The sequence below is a fragment of the Methanolobus sp. ZRKC3 genome, assembly GCF_045291275.1.
GTDB lineage: Archaea > Halobacteriota > Methanosarcinia > Methanosarcinales > Methanosarcinaceae > Methanolobus.
On the sequence record NZ_CP146982.1, the window covers coordinates 433,463 to 452,149 of the forward strand.

Genomic DNA, 18,687 nt, shown 5'->3' on the forward strand with positions numbered 1-18,687 from the left:
AATGGTACTTTTTCTTCTAAAAATGAAAAGGCATATTGAAGTATGACAGATGGGAAAAAAGCTGGGAATTAGCCCAAGGAAGAGACATTTTTGGGATGGAAAAATAAAAAGTGGAATCGTGGTGATTCCGCATCATTTTTGCTTCTTGCCCTTTGTTACTATAGTTATGGTATCAGTTCCTTTGAACTTTTGTTCATTCACCAGCTCACCTTCTACGGTGCATATGTATTCACCTTCGGGCACTGGGTTCAATCCGAGTACACCGAACTTCACCTTTAGATCAGGAACACCATTCTTGTCATAATCTCCAATCTTTGTTTTTCCGAATGCATATACAGGTGAATCAAAGAGGTCCTCGTTGGTCAAGGTGACAGTACTCACATCGATATCTTCAACTGAATAGCTGTCAGGTAGTTCCATATATGCATTGATAAATTTCGTTTTTGTGTTGATTTCGTCTGGTTTTATGTTTATATTTTGACATTCTAGCGTTGGTGGTTCAATTTTGATCAGCCATGCATCATAATCACCTGCACCAAAGGAATATAGGTAACCTGTCAGTATGTATCCCCCGTCGGTGGTCTGCTGAACAGATTCAGCAACATCAGTGCTTGTACCGCCAAAGGTCTTGTTCCATTCTTCAGTACCATTTGCATAGGTTTTAATCAACCAAGCATCGTTGCTACCTGCACCAAAAGAATTTGTGGAACCTGCCAGTATGTATCCCCCGTCTAAGGTCTGTTGAACAGATTCAGCATCATCAGTGCTTGTACCGCCAAAGGTCTTGTTCCATTCTTCAGTACCATTTGCATAGGTCTTAATCAACCAAGCATCGTTGCTACCTGCACCAAAAGAATTTGTGGAACCTGCCAGTATGTATCCCCCGTCGGGGATCTGCTGAACAGATTCAGCATCATCAGTGTTTGTGCCGCCAAAGGTCTTGTTCCATTCTTCAGTACCATTTGCATAGGTCTTAATCAACCAAGCATCATAACCGCCTCCACCAAAAGAAACTGTGTAACCTGCCAATATGTATCCCCCGTCGGAGGTCTGTTGAACAGATTCAGCATCATCAAGATCTGTACCGCCGAAGGTCTTATTCCATTCTTCAGTACCATTTGCATAGGTCTTAATCAACCAAGCATCATTGCTACCTGCATCAAAAGAATTGGTGGAACCTGCCAGTATGTATCCCCCGTCGGGGATCTGCTGAACAGATTGGTCATCATCAAGATCTGTACCGCCGAAGGTCTTATTCCATTCTTCAGTACCATTTGCATAGGTCTTGATTAGCCAAGCATCATTGCTACCTGCACCAAAAGAAACTGTGTGACCTGCTAGTATGTATCCCCCGTCTAAGGTCTGTTGAACAGATTCAGCATCATCAAGATCTGTACCGCCAAAGGTCTTGTTCCATTCTTCAGTACCATTTGCATAGGTCTTAATCAACCAAGCATCATGACCGCCTGCACCAAAAGAATTTGTGGGACCTGCCAGTATGTACCCACCGTCTGTGGTTTGTTGAACAGATTTAGTATTCTCAGTGCTTGTACCGCCAAAGGTCTTGTTCCATTCTTCTGCTGGTGTTTCTAAAGCAGTAGCAGTTCCTATTGCAATAATCAAAAAAGCAAATAATATTCCAATACAAACAACTGCATTTTGTTTGATTCTCATTCTCTTTCCCCACGAATTTATACAAAATCTGAGTTTTTATGTGTTGTTTATATTTGCTTTACAATAACTATATTCTTTGTGAAACTGTGATTCGAAAAAACATTCATTAAAAAGTTAACACCGTTAGCAATGGATAAAAGAACAATGAGAGACACGATTTCGATTAATATTAACACTTGATAATATATTATTAAAAGATTGGAACAGATATATACTAATATCACAGCGTTAATTGTTATTTGAGGCATGTGAGCTTTTTAGCTATACACATACTTTTATGTACCACCACCCATCCCCCCAATCAACATGCCTCTTATATTTTTCAACTTTCCTTTTTATACTGATAGCCCAGACTTTCCCACATGGCATCCGAGATAAACCCGGCCACATTTGATACACAAATAAATCAACTGATGCTGGGAATCACCACCACACCAAGACCAATTCCCTTGGTGAAGGATATCCTGAAGAATCCTGTAACAGCTGTCACAAAAGGCAGTACATACGATAACGTATCGAATCTTGCCCCTGCATTTGTGGATATCATCATCAGCAAGTATGAAGGAACGAGGTTAGGCCGACAGGAGTTGAATGCTGAAATCCTTGACGACAATCCCGATGCACTTTGGCAGAGGAAGGACATTGATGATAACCGTGTTCACAAGATACCTGACCTAATCAGAGTAGTTGTTGGTGTGGATCCTGCAGCCACCTCTAAGGATGGTTCAGATGACACAGGCATCATCGTTGCAGGGATTGACAAAAACAAGCATGGGTATATCCTGGGCGATTACACATGTCATCTATCCCCAAGGCAGTGGGCCCACGAGGCAATTTCAAGTTTCAACAAACACAATGCTGACAGGGTAGTCGGGGAAACAAACAATGGTGGTGAAATGGTCGAGCATACCTTGAGAATCAGATGTGTGATTGGATTCCGGGAGAAGGGAAGAGTCCTGACCGAGTGGATGCATTGGTGTGGGCTTTGACTGAACTGTTGCCCCCGGAGAAGCCGAGGAAGAGTGTGCCGAGGTTCTCAGCTGGGTTTGGTGTTAGTGGTGGGATGAGGATATGAAAAGCCAGACGAACATAAACCGGGTTTCCGATTACCCATAATAAAGGAACTTTGCATTATATGAAGAAGAATGCTGAGAATGTATCAAGCAGAAGATATTGGTTCTGACTCCCAAATTTAAAGGGGATATTGGAGTTCTACAAAGAAGATATCTGAAGCCTAAAGGATGTGTGTATATCGGCAAGGAAGCAAATAATATTGATGAGTAGGCGTTGGATGTGAAGAAGGCTCAAGAATTCATCACCGAAAAGTCAGTTTATGATTTTATCCTGAATCTAACTCCTGAGGAGGCAAGAGAAATTGGAATAAAACATAGAAGTGCTTTGGCTTATTTGAAGAAAAAAGTAAAGGAAGGGAATTTGAACCTAAGGCTGGAAATGTGAAGAAGGTAACTATTTGTTATCGAGACAAATAAGAGTTTGTTTAAATGGAACATTGCACATTCATTCAGTACCCTGGGAAACAGGACAAGTATCCAGCATTATAGCACCGTTTGGTATGATAGGTACTGGATTTCTGTTTTCAGGATGGCTGCAGTAGTGACATATGCCAGCCTGACATCTTCCGGAAACACCTGCGCATTTTGTGAACAAATTAATTGATTTACAATATAGGCAGCTTATACAGTTCATGATTATTTCCCCCACATTCTGCTATTGCTGATAATTGACCATTTTAACCTGTGATTTGATTTTGATAGGTTTCCACAGAGTCAAAAACAATGCGTAGAAAAGAGACATCTTTACTACCACCCATATAGATGTCTCTTCTCTAATCTGATATAATTCCGAATATCCTATTTGATGAGTCACTCCCAAATAACCCATAATAATCAGTATGTTTCCTCCTTATTTAGCATCTTTGTTTCAAAATATATTGTTACACATTAAAATTTAACAGCATTAAAATTATGAGTAGTCCCAGAGGAAAATCAATGATCTGGAGTTACGTTCTTTTACTGAAAACTAGAGAGCTAGCTCAGTATCTTGTTGGTAAGAGGAAGGCTATTGAGTTTATTAAGCCTAAGTATGCTGTTGAAAGGCAGGATTCAGAGGATGTTAGGCAAAAGATACTCAGTATTTCTTATACTGATTGGAAGAAGATGGGTTGGAACGCTGCTGTAATATAGATATCGCACAGGAAATGTACGACTTTATCAGAGTGAGACTTGGAGTGTTTCCTGAAGAAGAAATAATCTGAAAAAGAATGAGGTTTCACCAGAACCTCAATCAATAACATTGTCAACAGTAAACTCGAACGTATCCGTCACACCGTTCACGTTCACTGTATAGACACCCGCTTCAAGACCATACACTTCCAGAGGGATATTCACTTCAAAGGATACAAGTGCCTGAGTGCAGATCGCATCTGCTGGTCTTTTGGTCTTCAGGGCTACATCGAAGGTGTTTCCATCCCTTGTGACCTTGATGTTTTCCTCATCGATGACAGTGCATCCGTCAGGAAGGTTTCCTACAGCATTCACACTTACCTGCAACGGGAATGATTCCATTATAATGATTTGGATATCATCAACTATAGCATCACGGACGATGTATTCAGTGTCATCCCCATCCGGGATCGTATCATCTTCTTCGTTGTTCATATCTTCTGCATCATTCACCGCTTCAGTGCAGCCAGATACTAAAAGGGTGGCTGTGACTAAAGTACATATGAAAAGCAAAGCCAGTATTTTTTGTGTATTTAGCATAGGTTCTTACTCCTTGCATTCCACTAGGATTTTTTATTATTTAGGTTATACCTAAACTTCAAACTGACTTGAAGTCTTTATGTATCTTTTCAAAGTGATGTTGTATGAACTGTTTTAAAAATCGATTTGTCGGTTTTGCACCTAGTTGGTAATAGCGTACAAAAAACAGAGTTACCTATAACCCGGAGAAATAGTGCGATGTATTTGTTCAGTAACATTGTTTCGTAACTATGTTCGCAACATTTGTTCTAGAACAATTATCTGAATCTCTATTCCGTATCAGTTTATAACTTCTAACATACAATCTTTATCTGGGGTTGTCAGTGGGTACGTCCAAGGCAGCTTTACTTTGTTATCATTAAACGCATTAAACGAGTGGAGACGAAGTCATGTTTGATGGTATCGGAAGTCGGTATGGCTAGAAAGGAGGATTTTAAGGATGAAAGTAAAGATCCAGCACCAAATTTTAATAGTTGCTATTGCTCTTATTGCAATTTTTATGGTAGCAGCTACTGCAAGTGCTGATGAACACGAAGTAAACACATTGCGGATCTATGGTGAAAATGGATACAGTGCCGCATTCCCATACACTGATCCAGAAGGACCGTTCGATCCTATGAATGTAGAATCGCCAATGAAAGATTTTGTTACATTTAATCCTGCATTAATGGAAGATGGTATTGTTGCAAACAATATCGACTCCAAGCAGAAGGTATTTGCCAGACAGTGGTTCGTACCTGAATACACCGAACCAACCGGTATGGTATGGCTCGATGACTTCAGATGCACCATCGTAAGAGATGGCGTGACATCAGAAGAACTCATAACTGAGGACAATGCTGATTTATTCAGTTGGCCACAAATAAGTTGTGAGTGGATTCCAGACCACAATGAGTACGTCTGGGAAGATGTAGTTACAGATTATACCTACATGTTCGTAGACAAGCACTACCAGCCAAGAGCTGCAACCGCAAAGAGCCCAACAAGGTCCTACTGGACTACTTTCTGGTTCCCTGTTGCAGACAATGACGATGCACAGATCGGTCTTGATGGCTACGATATCAACTACGATGGTGTAGACGATATGGTTGTCCTTAAGAAGGTCGGCGATTTCAACCACGATGGTTACAAGGATATACAGATCAGTTCAGATCTTCTGGGTGTAGGAGTCGGTGACAAAGTACAGTTCCTTGACCACATTGTCGAAGTCGAAGGTATTTACTTCGATGGACAGGGTGAGGTTGACAGAGTTGCTGTATATATATACTACACTGGTAACGATGAACCTGAGCAGATCGGTGGACTGCACTCCGTTGACGTTGAAGGCTGGGATGGCCTTAGCGCAGGACGTCACACAGTATCAATGAACGGTCCACAGTTCTATGAACCATGGTTCCTCGAGATTGAAGCTACAGGCGTATTCCATGATAAGGTTCTGATGACAGTAGGACGTCAGCTCTACACAAGAGAGACATTCTTCGTAGATGGTGCAGAATATGATGTTGCTGCAATCTATGGTCCTGAATATGACTCAGTCAAGTACATCACAATCAGGAACCCAGTACCAGAACACCAGGATGTCGCACTTAATGACCTCTCAATTGTCAAAGAAATGGTTGACAATGACGAGTATCTCCCATTGCTGCCACCATTCAACAAGGTGCACACAATGGTGGATGACATCAACCTTCCTGAGTCTAATGAGGCAGCCACCTTTGTTAGTCTATGTGACACATTCTACAATGGTGAAATAAAGAATGAAGCTGCACCAGATGGTGAATGGTATGAAGCCATAGGTATCCACTATGACTATGACACAGTAGAAGAACGTAAGATCTACGATGTCGATCCATTGCTTATATACTTCACCGCCAAGGATATTGAACCAAGGTTCCACACCAACTTGCTCGAGATGCTCGATGAAGGTGCAGAACTTAGCAATGTTGAAGGCGACGAAGCATGGAAGTGGCTACACATCCGTACAATGCCAGACTTCTACAAGACATTTGTCTACCCAGAACTGCCTGATGCAGATGATGGTACAGGTGACTTCCTGTTCACAAGTTCCTTCAGAGCAGAGAACTCAGAGATATGCCTGAAAGAAGATTTCGTTTGCAACCCTGAAAATGTTGTCCAGCCACAGAGACTTGTGTTCGCCTATGACCAGGAGACAGGAGCAGAAGATATCTATGTTAACGAAATAGACACTGAAACCAATGGACTCAGAGTCTATGGTGAAAACAACATGGATGCAGCATTCCCATACACTGATCCTGAAGCACCATTTGACCCATTGAATGCAGAAGCACCTAAGAAGGACTTTGTAACACTCAATCCAGCCAAGATCAAGGCAGGAATTGTTGTGGACAACAAGGACTCACACGAGAAGGTATTCTTCAGACAGTGGTTCGTTCCTGAATACGATGAACCAACAGGTCGCGTATGGCTTGATGAGCCAAACAAGTACATCTGGGAGGATGTCGTGAATGAGTACACTTACATGTTCGTTGACAAGCACTTCCAGCCAACCAGAGGTATGGCAACACCTGATGGAACCCCACGTAGACCGTTTGATCCAAGGCAGACTTATTCATTCTGGACACACTTCTGGTTCCCAGCTGCAGACAACGATGCTAACCAGGTCGGTCTTGACAGCTTCGACATTAACTATGACGGTAAGGATGACCCGACATACCTGATGGCAGTTTCTGACTTCAACAGTGATGGAAGAAAGGACGTTGCCCTCGGCTCTGAGATATTCGCACTCGCTGTTGGTGATAGGATACAGTTCCTTGACCACATTGTAGAGATCGAAGGTATCTATTACGATGGACAGGGCGAAATCGACAGAGTTGCTGTAAAGGTATTCTACAACGGTAACAACGAACAGAACCCAACATACCCAGGCCCAGAACAGATTGGAGGTCTACACTCCATAGATGTCGAGCAGGGACTACTGAGTTCAGGACGTCACACCGTAAGCATGGGTACACCAAACTTCTATGAACCATGGGTAATGCAGATCTTTGGTACCAGCACAGATAGCAGCAAGGTATTGATCCGTGTCGCACGTCTGGTCCACACAGGTGAGTCATTCTTCGTAGATGGTGCAGAATATGCTGTTGCAATGATATATGGTCCTGAAGAGAATAGTGTCAAGTACATTACAATCAGGAACCCAATACCAGAACACCAGGATGTCAAGCTGAACGACCTGTCAGTAACCAAGGAAATGGTTGACAACAATGAGATCATACCAGTGCTCCCACCATTCAACGGGAACCACATTATGATCGATGACATTGACGTTGTTCAAAACCACAAGACACCAAATGAATACCTGGAATGCTACTATGGACAATACCGTGACTTCGGTGCAACTGATGACCTGCTCTGGTATCATGACCAGTACATCGGCTCTGCATACGACACAGTAGCAGAACGCATGTTCGTTGACGTGCCAGCAACTGAGATCTACTTCACTGGTAAGGACTATGAGGACAGGTTCCACACCAACCTCCTGGAAATACTCAGAGAAGGATGCATCGGTACAACTCCTGCTGCTACAGTAGAGGCACCTGAATCCTGGAAGTGGCTACACATCCATACAATGCCAGACTTCTACAAGGAATTTGTCTACCCGGATGTTCCAAATGCAGGCGGAAACGGTGACTATCTGTTGACCAGCTCATTCACAGCACCTAATACAGTGTACTGTAACAATGCTGCTATCTTCCCAACAGAATATCCAAGGATGATGTTCACCTTCGATCCAACTGATGGAACTGGTATCTACATGAACGGTGGAGCTGAACCACTACCTCCAGTAGTAGATGAGATGAAGGGTGACAGCAACGGTGACGGAACTGTCAACATCATTGACTTCGCAGCGTTTGCCCAGGCATACAACACTGCAGTAGGCGATGAGAAATACAATGTTGTCTTCGACTTCAATGAAGATGACAAGATTGACATCATTGACTTTGCACAGTTCGCTGCAGCATATGAGTTCTAACCGAGGTGCAATCATGACAAATAAAAAAATGAGGGGTTTGGTGGTTTCGACTACCTCCCTTTTAATATTTTGCGCATGTTTCCTGGTAGGCATTGGTCTTGCAGCAGCAGCACCATCAGTGTCCATTGATCCAGCACTTGTGGATGGTCTTGCTCCAGGAGATGTCTTTTCAGTAGATGTGAATGTAGATTCAGATGGATCTACTCTCTCAGCTCTGGAATTAAATTTGGAGTATGACAACGCTTTCAGTGTAACTGGAGCTACCTACAGTGGTCTGATGGGTCCACAAGGTTCAGATGTGTTTATCGTCCAGGATCTGGCTGATGATGGTGAGATATCATTTGCTATCGCAGATGCAACTCCTGCTACACAGGACGGTACATTGCTTACCGTGGACTTTGAAGTAAATGTGGGTGCAGCAGATGGACTATACCTACTTGATCTGATGGATGTTATGCTTGTGAATGGCGGCGCTGCCATGCCAGGTGTAGTTATCAACGACGGAGAGGCAGAAATCGGTGATGGCGTAGTGGTTCCTGGAGAAGACCCATTCGTTCAGATCGTAGCCGATCCAGGTGTATTCGGTGAGGGTGATGTCTTTGATGCAGTTGTAGGACTTGATTCAGTGGATGACACAGTTTCCGCAGTGGAATTCGACATGATGTATCACAGCGGTGCTCTTAGTGTAACTGGAGCTACTTACAATGGTCTGATGGGTCCTGAAGGTACAGATGTGTTTATCGTCCAGGATCTGACAGATGATGGTGAGATATCATTTGCTCTTGCAGATGCTACTCCTTTCCCACAGGCTGGCGACTTCCTTACCATTCACTTTGAGGTAAAGGCTGGTGCTGCTGATGGATTCTACGACCTTGACCTTAAGGATGTCACAGTTGTAGATGGTGCAGCTCCTCTGCCTGATCTGGATGTATTTGATGACACTGTAGAGCTAAGCAGCGTGCCAACAGTACCACCAGTTGAAGGTATAGAACTGATGCCAGGCTGGAGCCTGATATCTATCCCAGAGACACTCGAGAACGCATCTATTGACAATGTACTACAGGACTTCAATAGTAGTGTGATTGACAGTATCTTCTATGATAACGCATGTACAGGTGCAATGGAAGTGCCAACTGACTTTGAACCACTCAAAGCCTATTGGATACACAACAACCTGACAGAATCTGTTGTCATAAATGATGACTATCTGGTACCACAGGTACCATCCACACCAGCATCCCTAACACTTTGTGAAGGATGGAATGCTATTGGCCACACTGCAGATGTAGAATTGTCCGCTGAGATAAGTCTTACATCCATAGATGATTGCTATTCCAAGGTCAAAGGACCATGGATGCCAACCACAAACGAGTATGCATTTGTTGGATACAACGGAGTGGAAGGTGTCATCAATGGCAACCACGTAGGTACTGATGTCTTTGACATGAATATGTACGAAGGATTCTATGTATTCGTGGACGAGGAGTGTGTACTGGCCTGAGAGAGGCGCATGAAACCAAAGGATTTTGCAGTGAGTTTTTCTCACTGCTTTTTTGCTTTATCAAAGGTGGGACGTATGATAAATAATAAAAAATATGGTATATTGCTATTACAAGTATCAGTCATTTTATTGGCATTTATGGTAGTGCCGGTTTCAGCAAATGGGCCTCCTATCGTACTAGAAGGAAGCTTACTGGTTGACGGAAATCCTGCAGTTGCAGGCACAGAAGTCACAGTTGTAGCTGAAGGGAATACTGTAGCTAGAACAACGGTAACTAATGAGGGCTTTTTTGGCGATGAACGCAGCAACAGGCTTGGAGTTAGTTCAATTTATAAAATAGTCACGATGTATGTGGATGGAGTAGAGGCACAGACATTGGACCTTAGTGGATACAATATTGGCGACGTAGTATCCGTAGATCTTACTGCATCTTCACCAGCACCTGTAATTGATGCTGGGACAAAGGCAACAACCACCGGCAGCAGTGGTGGCGGCGGTGGAGGTTTCAGTAGTGCTAGCGTTGGAGAAGAAATAGAAACTACCAGTGCTACTGAGGAAGTCCGGGATGAACCGGAAGAAACCGTACTTCAGAGTACTTCAGACGATCTGGGTGCAGAAGAGAGTGAACCTGTACCTGTAAGCACATCACAAGGCAGCAATGCAATTGTCGTTTTAGGCATAGTCCTTGTTGTAGCTGTGATTGGAATTTACATGTATAAATCCAGAAAATGATACCTGATGTTAACGCTGGGATGAATTGGAGCATTCCAGCTGTATTCATTTGGTATTAAATAAACGTTCATTTATGAATTCAGCAGTGAAACAATGTCAAAGACTATGGGTGTAAACGTACTACATTGCGCAAAATTTAGATGATTTACTAGTGGATGTGGTTATTATCAGAAGAAGCAGAACTGCCATTTGTGTGGAAATATTAAAGGCTGCAATGGAAGGATCTAAGAAGACGCACATAGTCTACAGTGCAAATCTAAACTTTGATATGGTCAACAGGTATCTTGTTATGCTAGAGGAAAAAGGACTGATCGAACATAAAGGAAATATATATGTGACCACCAACAAAGGAAAAGAATTCCTGGAAATTGCAAAGGACCTGGGACTTTGAGCTGACCACTCCATAATCTACATGAACATTATAACTTAATGTACATTCGGCTCTGTAGAAATCCTCCAAAGAGCCACATTAATTCAGTGATTTCTCTTCGAAAATTACCCTTTACAAAATTAGATAAAATGTAAACATTAAGGACCTGATTTCCACTATTGCCCTATCAATCCCTTCTGCTAATAGCTACATAACTTATATACTTCTTTACATTTCTTTTTATTGTAAACTAAAGGAGCGTGGGAAATAATGGCGGGAATTATTCCATTTCAAACAAGGGACTTAGTGTTGCAGACACAGACCGACCACCTGACAATCAATGAGTATCAAGTCCTGTTGGAAGCTGTTGAGAAGAAGTATAATGAACTGAAGCGAAAGTCCACACGGAACCTTCAGATTAAGGAGCGGAACAAGCTTCTTCTTCAGATGATGTGGATAACTGGTGGGAGGATTAGCGATTACTGAACATCAGGACCGAGGACATTGACTTCCATAGCCTAACGATTAAGTTCTATGTGAAGAAGCGCAGTGTTTGGCACACCCTGAGCATTGACTCGGACATTGCGTTGCTTATCTCCAATTACATTCGAACATGGAAAGTGGAGGGTCCATTGTTCAGGGGATTTGGAAAGGATGGGAGCATTCTCACCATAAAATAGTGCGGGAGGTGAGATTCGAGCTCACGAACTCCTACGAGAATGGGTCCTAAGCCCATCGCCTTTGGCCTGGCTGGGCAAGCATACTAAGTTTTACCCTTTACAGAAAAAGCCTTCAAGTATATATTTATGGGATATGCTAAATTATAGGGATTTCAAGTTTGGCATTATTTGTGCACAAGAGTACATACATTAATATGCGTTTTAATTTATAGGCAAAATATAAATATTGTCCATTTCAATTGGAAATTTTCAAGCTGGAAATCAAAATGAAACGCGCATTGTGCGATATGGATAATTATTTAACCTTATCCTGGGAGATCTCAATGCTGACGGTTCGTACTTCGATGAAGATTCAAGCTCAGACCCCGATGACTACTACTGGGTAATTGATGACACACACGACACCACCACAAAGGCAACTGAGTACACCTATGACCGAATCATCCTGACCGATCACAGTGATTTCACAGGAGATTTTGGAGTTCATAGGTTTGACCTGGAATACAACCTGACGTATGACGAAACTGTGGCAGTATCAGACCATTATCCGGTGTATGCTGAGTTTACAGCGAATACTGATATGGATTAATGGTTCTGGGAGGAAACCGTGGATTAGCTCATGTGAGAGGTATTCCTTTTTTCCTTTACTCAAAAAATATGTGTTAACCAAAAGGGTTAACTAATTCGCAAAATATGCTATATTGCCATTTATACCCAAACATCTCTGGCAGTCCTGCCAGGACACACACTTCTGTTGGAAGGGAAGGGCTCCGAGGCTATCCGTCTGTCTGCACTGGGAAGCGCAGGGTCCGTTGCCCTTGCCTTGCTCATCGCTGCTCCAATGTCCTTATTGTTCGGTTTAGCGTATCCACTGATACAGTCACACATGGCTCTACTACTCATTCTGGTGGTTCTCATCATGTTGGTGAGCGAAAAAGGTGAGTTCGTTCCGGGGCAGGGTTCACTTGCACACTGGAAGAGCAGGTTCTATGCCCTGCTGGTCTTCCTGGTGAGCGGTTCTCTGGGCTTGATCGCCTTCAAGCTGGAGTACCTGATGCAACCACTATTGTCACTGGGTGAACCATCCATACTCCTTCCTCTGCTCAGCGGACTTTTCGGCTCGTCCCAGCTTATCATAAGCATGCTTTCCAACCCTGTAATACCTGCTCAGCTCCCATCAAGGATAGAGCTTGAAAGAAAACGCATATTCAGGGGTATAATGGTTGGCGGTATCTCCGGATCACTCGTGGCCTGGCTGCCGGGAATATCATCGTCCATTGCAACAGTCTTCGCCAGGCTGTTCATTAAACAGGAGTTCTCAAAACCATCTCATGCGATTCGCAGCCTGAATGATGAAACAGACCTCGCTCCTTCAAAGGAATTCATAGTTTCGGTATCAGGTGTCAATACATGCAATGCAATCTTCGGTCTATTTGCCCTTGCAGTCATAAGCAGATCCAGGAATGGAGCCATGGTTGCGGTGAATGAATTGCTTGGTGACATTTCCCTTAATAGCTCCAACATGCTTCTGTTCCTCTGTGTTATTTCTCTGACAGCAATTCTCTCCTATTTCTCAACCATCTTCCTGGGGGACAACATCCATCGCAGTATCTCCAAAATAGATTACTCGCTGCTTGCTTACACCGTGATCGCTGTTCTTGCTATCATGAGTCTCCTATTTACCGGATTGTTCGGTTTGATGATCTTCATAGTAGCAACTCCCGTGGGAATGCTTGCACCATTTTTGAAAATCAGAAAGAGTCATGCTATGGGTGTGATATTGCTGCCGGTTATCCTTTACTTTATTTGACAGATTAATGACGATGGCGATATAAATTCTATCGACTTTGCTGCATTTGCAGCAGTATATGATTTTTAACGTATTTTAGACGTTGGAATTAACTTGAGCTAAAATACAAAGAATTAAGTAAGAAAAAGAGAAAAATATTAAAAACGATTTTTTATTTTTTACGATGAGGCGAATACATGAAATCATACACAGCAATCGTTTTATTTGTATTTTTGTTAGCAAGTGTGGGCACCGTTACAGCGGTAGACAATGATGGTTCAGAGTATGTTGATGAATTCCAAGATTCCGGAATTGGTCCAAATGTCATCGAGATACGAGGAAATAAAACAATATTAAATGTAGACCAAATGCACGATTTCCTGAGACAGATCGCTCCTCTAATGTTAAAATACCACCATCCAAATAATGGCTCAGTAATAAGTTATGGATATGATTTCACTGGATACTTTACAGTTGAATTTTTGGAAGGATCAAAAGTCAACAAAACCACAATCGATGATATATACAAAATACATGATGCAGAAGCCCAGAAAAGAGGCATTCAGGACGTAGGCGTGGCTTTTCAATTTTCTGGACCTGCCAGTGAGGAAGTGCAGCTAGATGTAGAGATGCCAGAAGATGTAGCAATTGTAGAGATGCCAGAAGATGTAGCAATTGAAGAAAGAGAAGATAACACCTCAGCTCCAGGATTCTCAGCTTTGACACTGTTACTAGTATTCTCAATAATTATGTGGTTCAGGCGGGATTAGGTGTTTTAAATACCCATCCTTTTTCTTTATCATACTTTAATCCGGCTCGTTTCTTCCTTTCTTCAAAAACAGATGCGGGGGTATCAAGCTCTTTGTCATTGAAAAAAACAACTTGTCTACAATTATTCAGGTGGCTGGAATGTGTTCTCTGATGGAATGTAATTAATGCCAGGAAATTACACTTTCAGTTTCAACGATGGAATGCTGAATACCGTGATCTCTGTGGAATCAGGAAAGGCAACTTATCTGGATGACTATATTTGAGAATTAATTCTTCAATGATAATGGGATGTCAGTCCCATTAAAGAATCTCAGTATCATCATGTGAATATGCCGGGGAGCAGCAACAGAGTATTCTGAGATCCTTTGCCCCGGTATTTTCAATACTGTGCGGGGTTCCTGGATGGATGCATACTGAATCTCCTTCCTGCACTTCAATGATCTTGTTTCCAAGTGTGAGGACACCGCTACCCGATAAAATATGGTATATTTCCTCTGTAATATTGTGTCGGTGCAGGTCAGTGGAGCTTCCCACAGGTACGGTGGCCTCAGCAAGGCTCTGGGCTAAATTACCATGTACAAGAGGGTGCATCAGCTCTTTGATCAATGAACCGTCTTTTGTGATGTAGGATGTAACATCCTGGCATGAGGTCTTGAATTTCATAACATCAATATTTGATTCATTTCTCTTTGTCTTCTTCCTCAAAACCTGCTATCATCTCAAGCATATTATTCTTGATGCTTGTGAGTGAATCAACCCATTTTCCTCCAACATCGATGGGTGACAGTCCCTGGAAATCGGCTTCGACGAGCTCAGTGTCGTATGGCACTTCCCCAAGCACCGGAATGCCAAGTTCTTCAAGTTTAGGTTTGATATTAGCTGAAGTCCCCTTGTTGATTATTGCAGCAAGGTGTGCTATTTCGATTCCCTCGGACAGTTCCTTGATCCTCTGTGCTGTCTCGATGGATCTCATGCCTGGCTCAACGACTATTATCATAAGGTCTATGCCACGGGTTGTTCCTCTTCCAAGGTGCTCGATGCCTGCTTCCATGTCAAGGATCACAGCATTATTTTCCTTAAGGACCACATGGCGCAAAAAAGCCCGCAGGAATGCGGATGCAGGACACATACAACCACTTCCGCCCCTTTCAACGGTACCCATGACAAGCATCTTTACATTGTCCGGTCCCACAACGCCGAACTTGTCCACAATATCATCAACCTTCGGGTTGAATTTGAACATGCCTCCTTTTTCCCCTGCACGCTCCTCAATGAGGTCCTGGTAGTTGGTAAGGGGTTCCGGAGCATTGTCTATTCCAAGGGACGATGCAAGATTCATATCCGCATCAGCATCGATGGCAAGTACATCGTATCCATCCCTTGCAAGCATGCGGGCAAGAGTACCGGAAATTGTTGTCTTGCCAACACCGCCCTTTCCTGTAATTGCGATTTTTACCATGAATAAAAATCTGGGTTAATATCAATTATAATTTCCGGTTACAGTTAATCTATCGTCTTGATAAGTTCTATCATCTCATTGAGCTCTTTTTCGCCGTCAATGGAGAACAGATCCGCTTCCAGTGGCCCGATATTAACAGGGAATGTTCCGTTTGGTACCATTCCGTACACTATCGTACTGGAATCCTGGCTTTCAATAAGTGCTACAAATCCCAGTATTCTCAGGCTGCTGTTCTCCATGTGCGTAGAGCCGGTGAATGTGGATAGATGAATAGCTGCTCCATTATCTGCAGTAAGCTGCATTTTGCTACTTTCATTGAAAGATTCAACACTGTTCTGTTCGTTGGCATCTTCAATGCTGCTCTCAAGGATCTTCGCGATAAGTTCAGAGGGCACATTCGCCTTTCCCGGGAGTGTAATGCGGTTGGTTATGATCACTGCCTTGAGCATTGGGACTGGCACGTCTGAAGGGAGTCTGTACTCATCTCTGAATACCTGCGCCTGTGCTTCAATATCGCTGGCAAGCCTGTCGTTGCGGTAAGTCACCACTGTACTGTTAAATGTCAAATTTGTGGAATTGGATAGTTCCTGCTCGAAAGTGTTGTATTGGATATCCTCTGCCTGCGACCATCCGTAGGCTGTCAGTGCATCTTCATCAATGAGTGCAGGAGTTGCAACAGGAGTTTCAAGGCATCCCAATGATGTGGATATCAGGAAAATAAAAATAAGGATCAAAATATTTTTGCTTTTTGGGAGTATCAAAATATCACCAGTCTTGTTTCAAAACAGATTTGTATATTTAGTATTGATATATAATATGTTTATTGTTTATCCTTTAATTGTTAGATTGAATTATCAGATGTTTTATATTGTTCGCAGTCGTAATTGCCAGCATGCACAACATGGATTCGCGCTTCAGAAAAATGCAACGGATCATGTTCTATGTGCTATTTCTGAATCTGGCGGTAGCTTTTGCCAAACTGGCCTACGGTATGCTGACAAATGTACTCAGTATGCAGTCTGATGGTTATCATTCTCTTTTTGATGGTGTATCCAATATAATTGGGCTTGTTGGAATACAGATAGCTTCCAAACCTCCTGATAAAGAACATCCATATGGTCATAGGAAGTTTGAGACCATAGCATCGATCTTCATTGCAGTTTTACTTGGAATAGTGGCATTTGAGATCGTGCACTCCGCCTTTGAAAGATTTGGTAACGGCTCTTCTCCTGAGGTCACAATTTTCAGTTTTGCTGTTATGATCGCCACAATGGCGGTCAATTTTGCAGTGACTACCTACGAACGCAAGAACGGTGAAAAGCTTAATAGTGATGTGCTGATCGCTGACGCAGCGCATACTAAAAGTGATATTTATGTGTCCCTGTCTGTCATATTGGGACTTGCTGTGATCAAAGCAGGTTACCCGTTGGTCGATCCAATAATTTCCATATTGGTTGCGATTGTGATCCTGCATGCAGGAATCCAGATAATCTTTAGCAGTGTCTCCATCCTCTGTGATGAATCCCGCATTGATCCTGATGATATATGTAGCAACATAGATGATATTGAAGGTATCATGGGCTGTCACAACATTCGTACACGTGGTTCACAAGGAAATATTTTTGTCGACCTGCATATTCAGGTGGATCCTGAAATGTCAACCTACAAATCACATAAGCTTGCTCACATTGTCCAGTACCGTCTCAAAGAGAGATTTGAAGGTGTGGAGGAAGTTCTGGTGCATATAGAGCCATCAGAAGAGCAGTGAAAATTATAATTATAAATAATATCAGGGATTCTATACTCTCATGCCGGGAAACACCTTTGGACATTCTTTCAGGATCACAACCTGGGGAGAATCACATGGAAAGGCTGTAGGTGTAGTGGTTGACGGTGTACCTGCAGGACTTGAAATTTCTGAAGAGGATATACAGAAAGACCTGGACAGGCGTCGTCCTGGACAGAACGAGGTTTCTACCCCTCGATCAGAATCAGATTCAGTGGAAATACTTTCCGGTGTATTTGAGGGTAAGACCACAGGAACTCCCATATCCATGCTTGTCTGGAACAAGAATGCAAATCCGAATGCTTATGATTATATCAGGGACATTCCAAGACCTGGCCATGCCGACCTTTTCTATACTGAAAAATATGGTATACGCGACCACAGAGGTGGCGGCAGGTCATCAGGCAGGGAAACCATTGGCAGGGTCGCAGCAGGGGCAATTGCCAGAAAACTGCTGGACATTTCAGGTATTGATGTCATTGCACACGTTGTGGAACTTGGCGGTATCAAGGCTTCATCTCTTCCTCTTGAGGATGTGCGCAAAAACGTTGATGCAACACCTGTCCGGTGTGCAGACCTTGAAGCAGCCGAAGAGATGCTGCAACGTGTGAGACTTGCCCGTGAAGAGGGTGATAGTATTGGTGGTATTGTTGAGATAATTGCCACAGGAGTTCCAAGAGGTCTTGGAGAGCCCGTGTTCAGCAAACTGGATGCCGATATTGCTGCTGCACTAATGGGTATAGGTGCCGTAAAAGGTGTTGAGATAGGTGCAGGTTTTGAATGTGCAGGCATGGCTGGCAGTCAGATGAACGATGCCTTCATTCTTGAGGATGGCGCCGTGGTTCAGGATACCAATAATGCAGGTGGTATCATTGGTGGGATTTCCACAGGAATGCCCATAGTTTGTCGTGCAGCTGTAAAACCGACTCCTTCAATATCCAAGACCCAGAAAAGTGTTGATCTTAAAAGTATGGAAGAGATCGATGTTGCGATACATGGTCGTCACGATCCCACGATCCCTCCGAGGATGGTACCGGTTGCAGAGTCAATGATAGCACTTGTCATTGCAGACCATATGATCAGAAGTGGTCGTATAGATCCTGATTCGTTATTGTAAAAAAGAATAA

Annotated in this window: 19 protein-coding genes and 1 tRNA gene; 12 read left to right on the forward strand and 8 right to left on the reverse strand. The window is 43.0% G+C overall.

The genetic code is table 11. From position 1 onward, the window contains the following. Positions 1 to 132 precede the first annotated feature (132 nt). Positions 133 to 1,674, reverse strand: a complete 1,542-nt coding sequence (locus V7O66_RS02100; RefSeq protein WP_406661337.1) for a hypothetical protein — start codon at positions 1,672 to 1,674, stop codon at positions 133 to 135. Positions 1,675 to 2,036: 362 nt separating this feature from the next. Here V7O66_RS02100 and V7O66_RS02105 point away from each other — a divergent pair, with 362 nt between their 5' ends. Together V7O66_RS02105 and V7O66_RS02110 are read left to right on the forward strand one after the other, a co-directional pair. Beyond that, complete coding sequence (locus V7O66_RS02105) at positions 2,037 to 2,663, forward strand: hypothetical protein (protein ID WP_406661338.1); 627 nt, start codon at positions 2,037 to 2,039, stop codon at positions 2,661 to 2,663. A 298-nt stretch (positions 2,664 to 2,961) separates the two neighbouring features. Next, positions 2,962 to 3,132: a hypothetical protein gene (locus V7O66_RS02110; protein ID WP_406661339.1), complete on the forward strand. Its 171-nt coding sequence runs from the start codon at positions 2,962 to 2,964 to the stop codon at positions 3,130 to 3,132. Positions 3,133 to 3,192: 60 nt separating this feature from the next. Here the strand turns inward: V7O66_RS02110 and V7O66_RS02115 are convergent, their stop codons facing one another. Further along, a complete protein-coding gene (locus V7O66_RS02115) occupies positions 3,193 to 3,342 on the reverse strand; it encodes a hypothetical protein (RefSeq protein ID WP_406661340.1) in 150 nt (49 codons plus the stop codon). 341 nt (positions 3,343 to 3,683) lie between these two features. Here V7O66_RS02115 and V7O66_RS02120 point away from each other — a divergent pair, with 341 nt between their 5' ends. Beyond that, positions 3,684 to 3,878, forward strand: a complete 195-nt coding sequence (locus tag V7O66_RS02120; protein ID WP_406661341.1) for a hypothetical protein — start codon at positions 3,684 to 3,686, stop codon at positions 3,876 to 3,878. 96 nt (positions 3,879 to 3,974) lie between these two features. On the opposite strand, the gene V7O66_RS02125 is transcribed toward V7O66_RS02120, so the two are convergent. Then, positions 3,975 to 4,457 carry a hypothetical protein gene (locus V7O66_RS02125; RefSeq protein ID WP_406661342.1) on the reverse strand — a complete coding sequence of 161 codons (483 nt, stop codon included), beginning with the start codon at positions 4,455 to 4,457 and terminating at the stop codon, positions 3,975 to 3,977. 439 nt (positions 4,458 to 4,896) lie between these two features. Here V7O66_RS02125 and V7O66_RS02130 point away from each other — a divergent pair, with 439 nt between their 5' ends. The 5 genes from V7O66_RS02130 to V7O66_RS02150 all read left to right on the forward strand — a co-directional run bounded on the left by V7O66_RS02130 (position 4,897) and on the right by V7O66_RS02150 (position 11,561). After that, positions 4,897 to 8,472 (forward strand): dockerin type I domain-containing protein, encoded by a 3,576-nt coding sequence (locus V7O66_RS02130; RefSeq protein ID WP_406661343.1) that lies wholly within the window; start codon positions 4,897 to 4,899, stop codon positions 8,470 to 8,472. Positions 8,473 to 8,485: 13 nt separating this feature from the next. Then, positions 8,486 to 9,973, forward strand: a complete 1,488-nt coding sequence (locus V7O66_RS02135; RefSeq protein ID WP_406661344.1) for a cohesin domain-containing protein — start codon at positions 8,486 to 8,488, stop codon at positions 9,971 to 9,973. 75 nt (positions 9,974 to 10,048) lie between these two features. Further along, positions 10,049 to 10,705, forward strand: a complete 657-nt coding sequence (locus tag V7O66_RS02140) for a hypothetical protein (RefSeq protein ID WP_406661345.1) — start codon at positions 10,049 to 10,051, stop codon at positions 10,703 to 10,705. Positions 10,706 to 10,856: 151 nt separating this feature from the next. After that, positions 10,857 to 11,096, forward strand: coding sequence for a winged helix-turn-helix domain-containing protein (locus tag V7O66_RS02145; RefSeq protein ID WP_406661346.1), 240 nt, complete (start codon positions 10,857 to 10,859; stop codon positions 11,094 to 11,096). A 285-nt stretch (positions 11,097 to 11,381) separates the two neighbouring features. Then, positions 11,382 to 11,561, forward strand: coding sequence for a hypothetical protein (locus V7O66_RS02150; RefSeq protein ID WP_406661347.1), 180 nt, complete (start codon positions 11,382 to 11,384; stop codon positions 11,559 to 11,561). 194 nt (positions 11,562 to 11,755) lie between these two features. Here the strand turns inward: V7O66_RS02150 and V7O66_RS02155 are convergent. After that, a tRNA-Leu gene (locus tag V7O66_RS02155) sits at positions 11,756 to 11,835 on the reverse strand. Between the two features lie 278 nt (positions 11,836 to 12,113). Further along, a complete protein-coding gene (locus V7O66_RS02160) occupies positions 12,114 to 12,242 on the reverse strand; it encodes a hypothetical protein (RefSeq protein ID WP_406661348.1) in 129 nt (42 codons plus the stop codon). Between the two features lie 237 nt (positions 12,243 to 12,479). Between V7O66_RS02160 and V7O66_RS02165 the strand changes: the two genes are divergently transcribed. Together V7O66_RS02165 and V7O66_RS02170 are read left to right on the forward strand one after the other, a co-directional pair. Next, positions 12,480 to 13,565 carry a tripartite tricarboxylate transporter permease gene (locus V7O66_RS02165; protein WP_406662532.1) on the forward strand — a complete coding sequence of 362 codons (1,086 nt, stop codon included), beginning with the start codon at positions 12,480 to 12,482 and terminating at the stop codon, positions 13,563 to 13,565. Positions 13,566 to 13,741: 176 nt separating this feature from the next. Beyond that, on the forward strand, positions 13,742 to 14,314 hold the full coding sequence (locus V7O66_RS02170) for a hypothetical protein (RefSeq protein ID WP_406661349.1): 573 nt from the start codon (positions 13,742 to 13,744) through the stop codon (positions 14,312 to 14,314). Between the two features lie 301 nt (positions 14,315 to 14,615). Here V7O66_RS02170 and V7O66_RS02175 read toward each other — a convergent pair whose 3' ends face one another. From V7O66_RS02175 to V7O66_RS02185, 3 genes are read right to left on the reverse strand one after another with little or no spacing between them, the layout of a single operon-like run. Next, the gene (locus tag V7O66_RS02175; RefSeq protein ID WP_406661350.1) at positions 14,616 to 14,978 is read right to left on the reverse strand and encodes a cupin domain-containing protein; all 363 of its coding nucleotides are present in this window, start codon (positions 14,976 to 14,978) and stop codon (positions 14,616 to 14,618) included. 16 nt (positions 14,979 to 14,994) lie between these two features. Continuing rightward, positions 14,995 to 15,774, reverse strand: coding sequence for an AAA family ATPase (locus tag V7O66_RS02180; RefSeq protein ID WP_406661351.1), 780 nt, complete (start codon positions 15,772 to 15,774; stop codon positions 14,995 to 14,997). A 44-nt stretch (positions 15,775 to 15,818) separates the two neighbouring features. Continuing rightward, positions 15,819 to 16,535, reverse strand: coding sequence for a hypothetical protein (locus tag V7O66_RS02185; protein WP_406661352.1), 717 nt, complete (start codon positions 16,533 to 16,535; stop codon positions 15,819 to 15,821). 140 nt (positions 16,536 to 16,675) lie between these two features. Here V7O66_RS02185 and V7O66_RS02190 point away from each other — a divergent pair, with 140 nt between their 5' ends. After that, complete coding sequence (locus tag V7O66_RS02190; RefSeq protein ID WP_406662534.1) at positions 16,676 to 17,542, forward strand: cation diffusion facilitator family transporter; 867 nt, start codon at positions 16,676 to 16,678, stop codon at positions 17,540 to 17,542. 40 nt (positions 17,543 to 17,582) lie between these two features. Continuing rightward, a complete protein-coding gene (gene aroC / locus V7O66_RS02195) occupies positions 17,583 to 18,677 on the forward strand; it encodes a chorismate synthase (protein ID WP_406661354.1) in 1,095 nt (364 codons plus the stop codon). Positions 18,678 to 18,687 lie beyond the last annotated feature (10 nt).

Coding starts and splice junctions, on each gene's coding strand:
- V7O66_RS02105 (WP_406661338.1), top strand. CDS start 2,037: ATGGCATCCGAGATAAACCCGGCCACATTTGATACACAAATAAATCAA.
- V7O66_RS02180 (WP_406661351.1), bottom strand. CDS start 15,774: ATGGTAAAAATCGCAATTACAGGAAAGGGCGGTGTTGGCAAGACAACA.
- V7O66_RS02100 (WP_406661337.1), bottom strand. CDS start 1,674: ATGAGAATCAAACAAAATGCAGTTGTTTGTATTGGAATATTATTTGCT.
- V7O66_RS02135 (WP_406661344.1), top strand. CDS start 8,486: ATGACAAATAAAAAAATGAGGGGTTTGGTGGTTTCGACTACCTCCCTT.
- V7O66_RS02120 (WP_406661341.1), top strand. CDS start 3,684: ATGATCTGGAGTTACGTTCTTTTACTGAAAACTAGAGAGCTAGCTCAG.
- V7O66_RS02140 (WP_406661345.1), top strand. CDS start 10,049: ATGATAAATAATAAAAAATATGGTATATTGCTATTACAAGTATCAGTC.
- V7O66_RS02160 (WP_406661348.1), bottom strand. CDS start 12,242: ATGAACTCCAAAATCTCCTGTGAAATCACTGTGATCGGTCAGGATGAT.
- V7O66_RS02190 (WP_406662534.1), top strand. CDS start 16,676: ATGGATTCGCGCTTCAGAAAAATGCAACGGATCATGTTCTATGTGCTA.
- V7O66_RS02130 (WP_406661343.1), top strand. CDS start 4,897: ATGAAAGTAAAGATCCAGCACCAAATTTTAATAGTTGCTATTGCTCTT.
- aroC (WP_406661354.1), top strand. CDS start 17,583: ATGCCGGGAAACACCTTTGGACATTCTTTCAGGATCACAACCTGGGGA.
- V7O66_RS02125 (WP_406661342.1), bottom strand. CDS start 4,457: ATGCTAAATACACAAAAAATACTGGCTTTGCTTTTCATATGTACTTTA.
- V7O66_RS02175 (WP_406661350.1), bottom strand. CDS start 14,978: ATGAAATTCAAGACCTCATGCCAGGATGTTACATCCTACATCACAAAA.
- V7O66_RS02170 (WP_406661349.1), top strand. CDS start 13,742: ATGAAATCATACACAGCAATCGTTTTATTTGTATTTTTGTTAGCAAGT.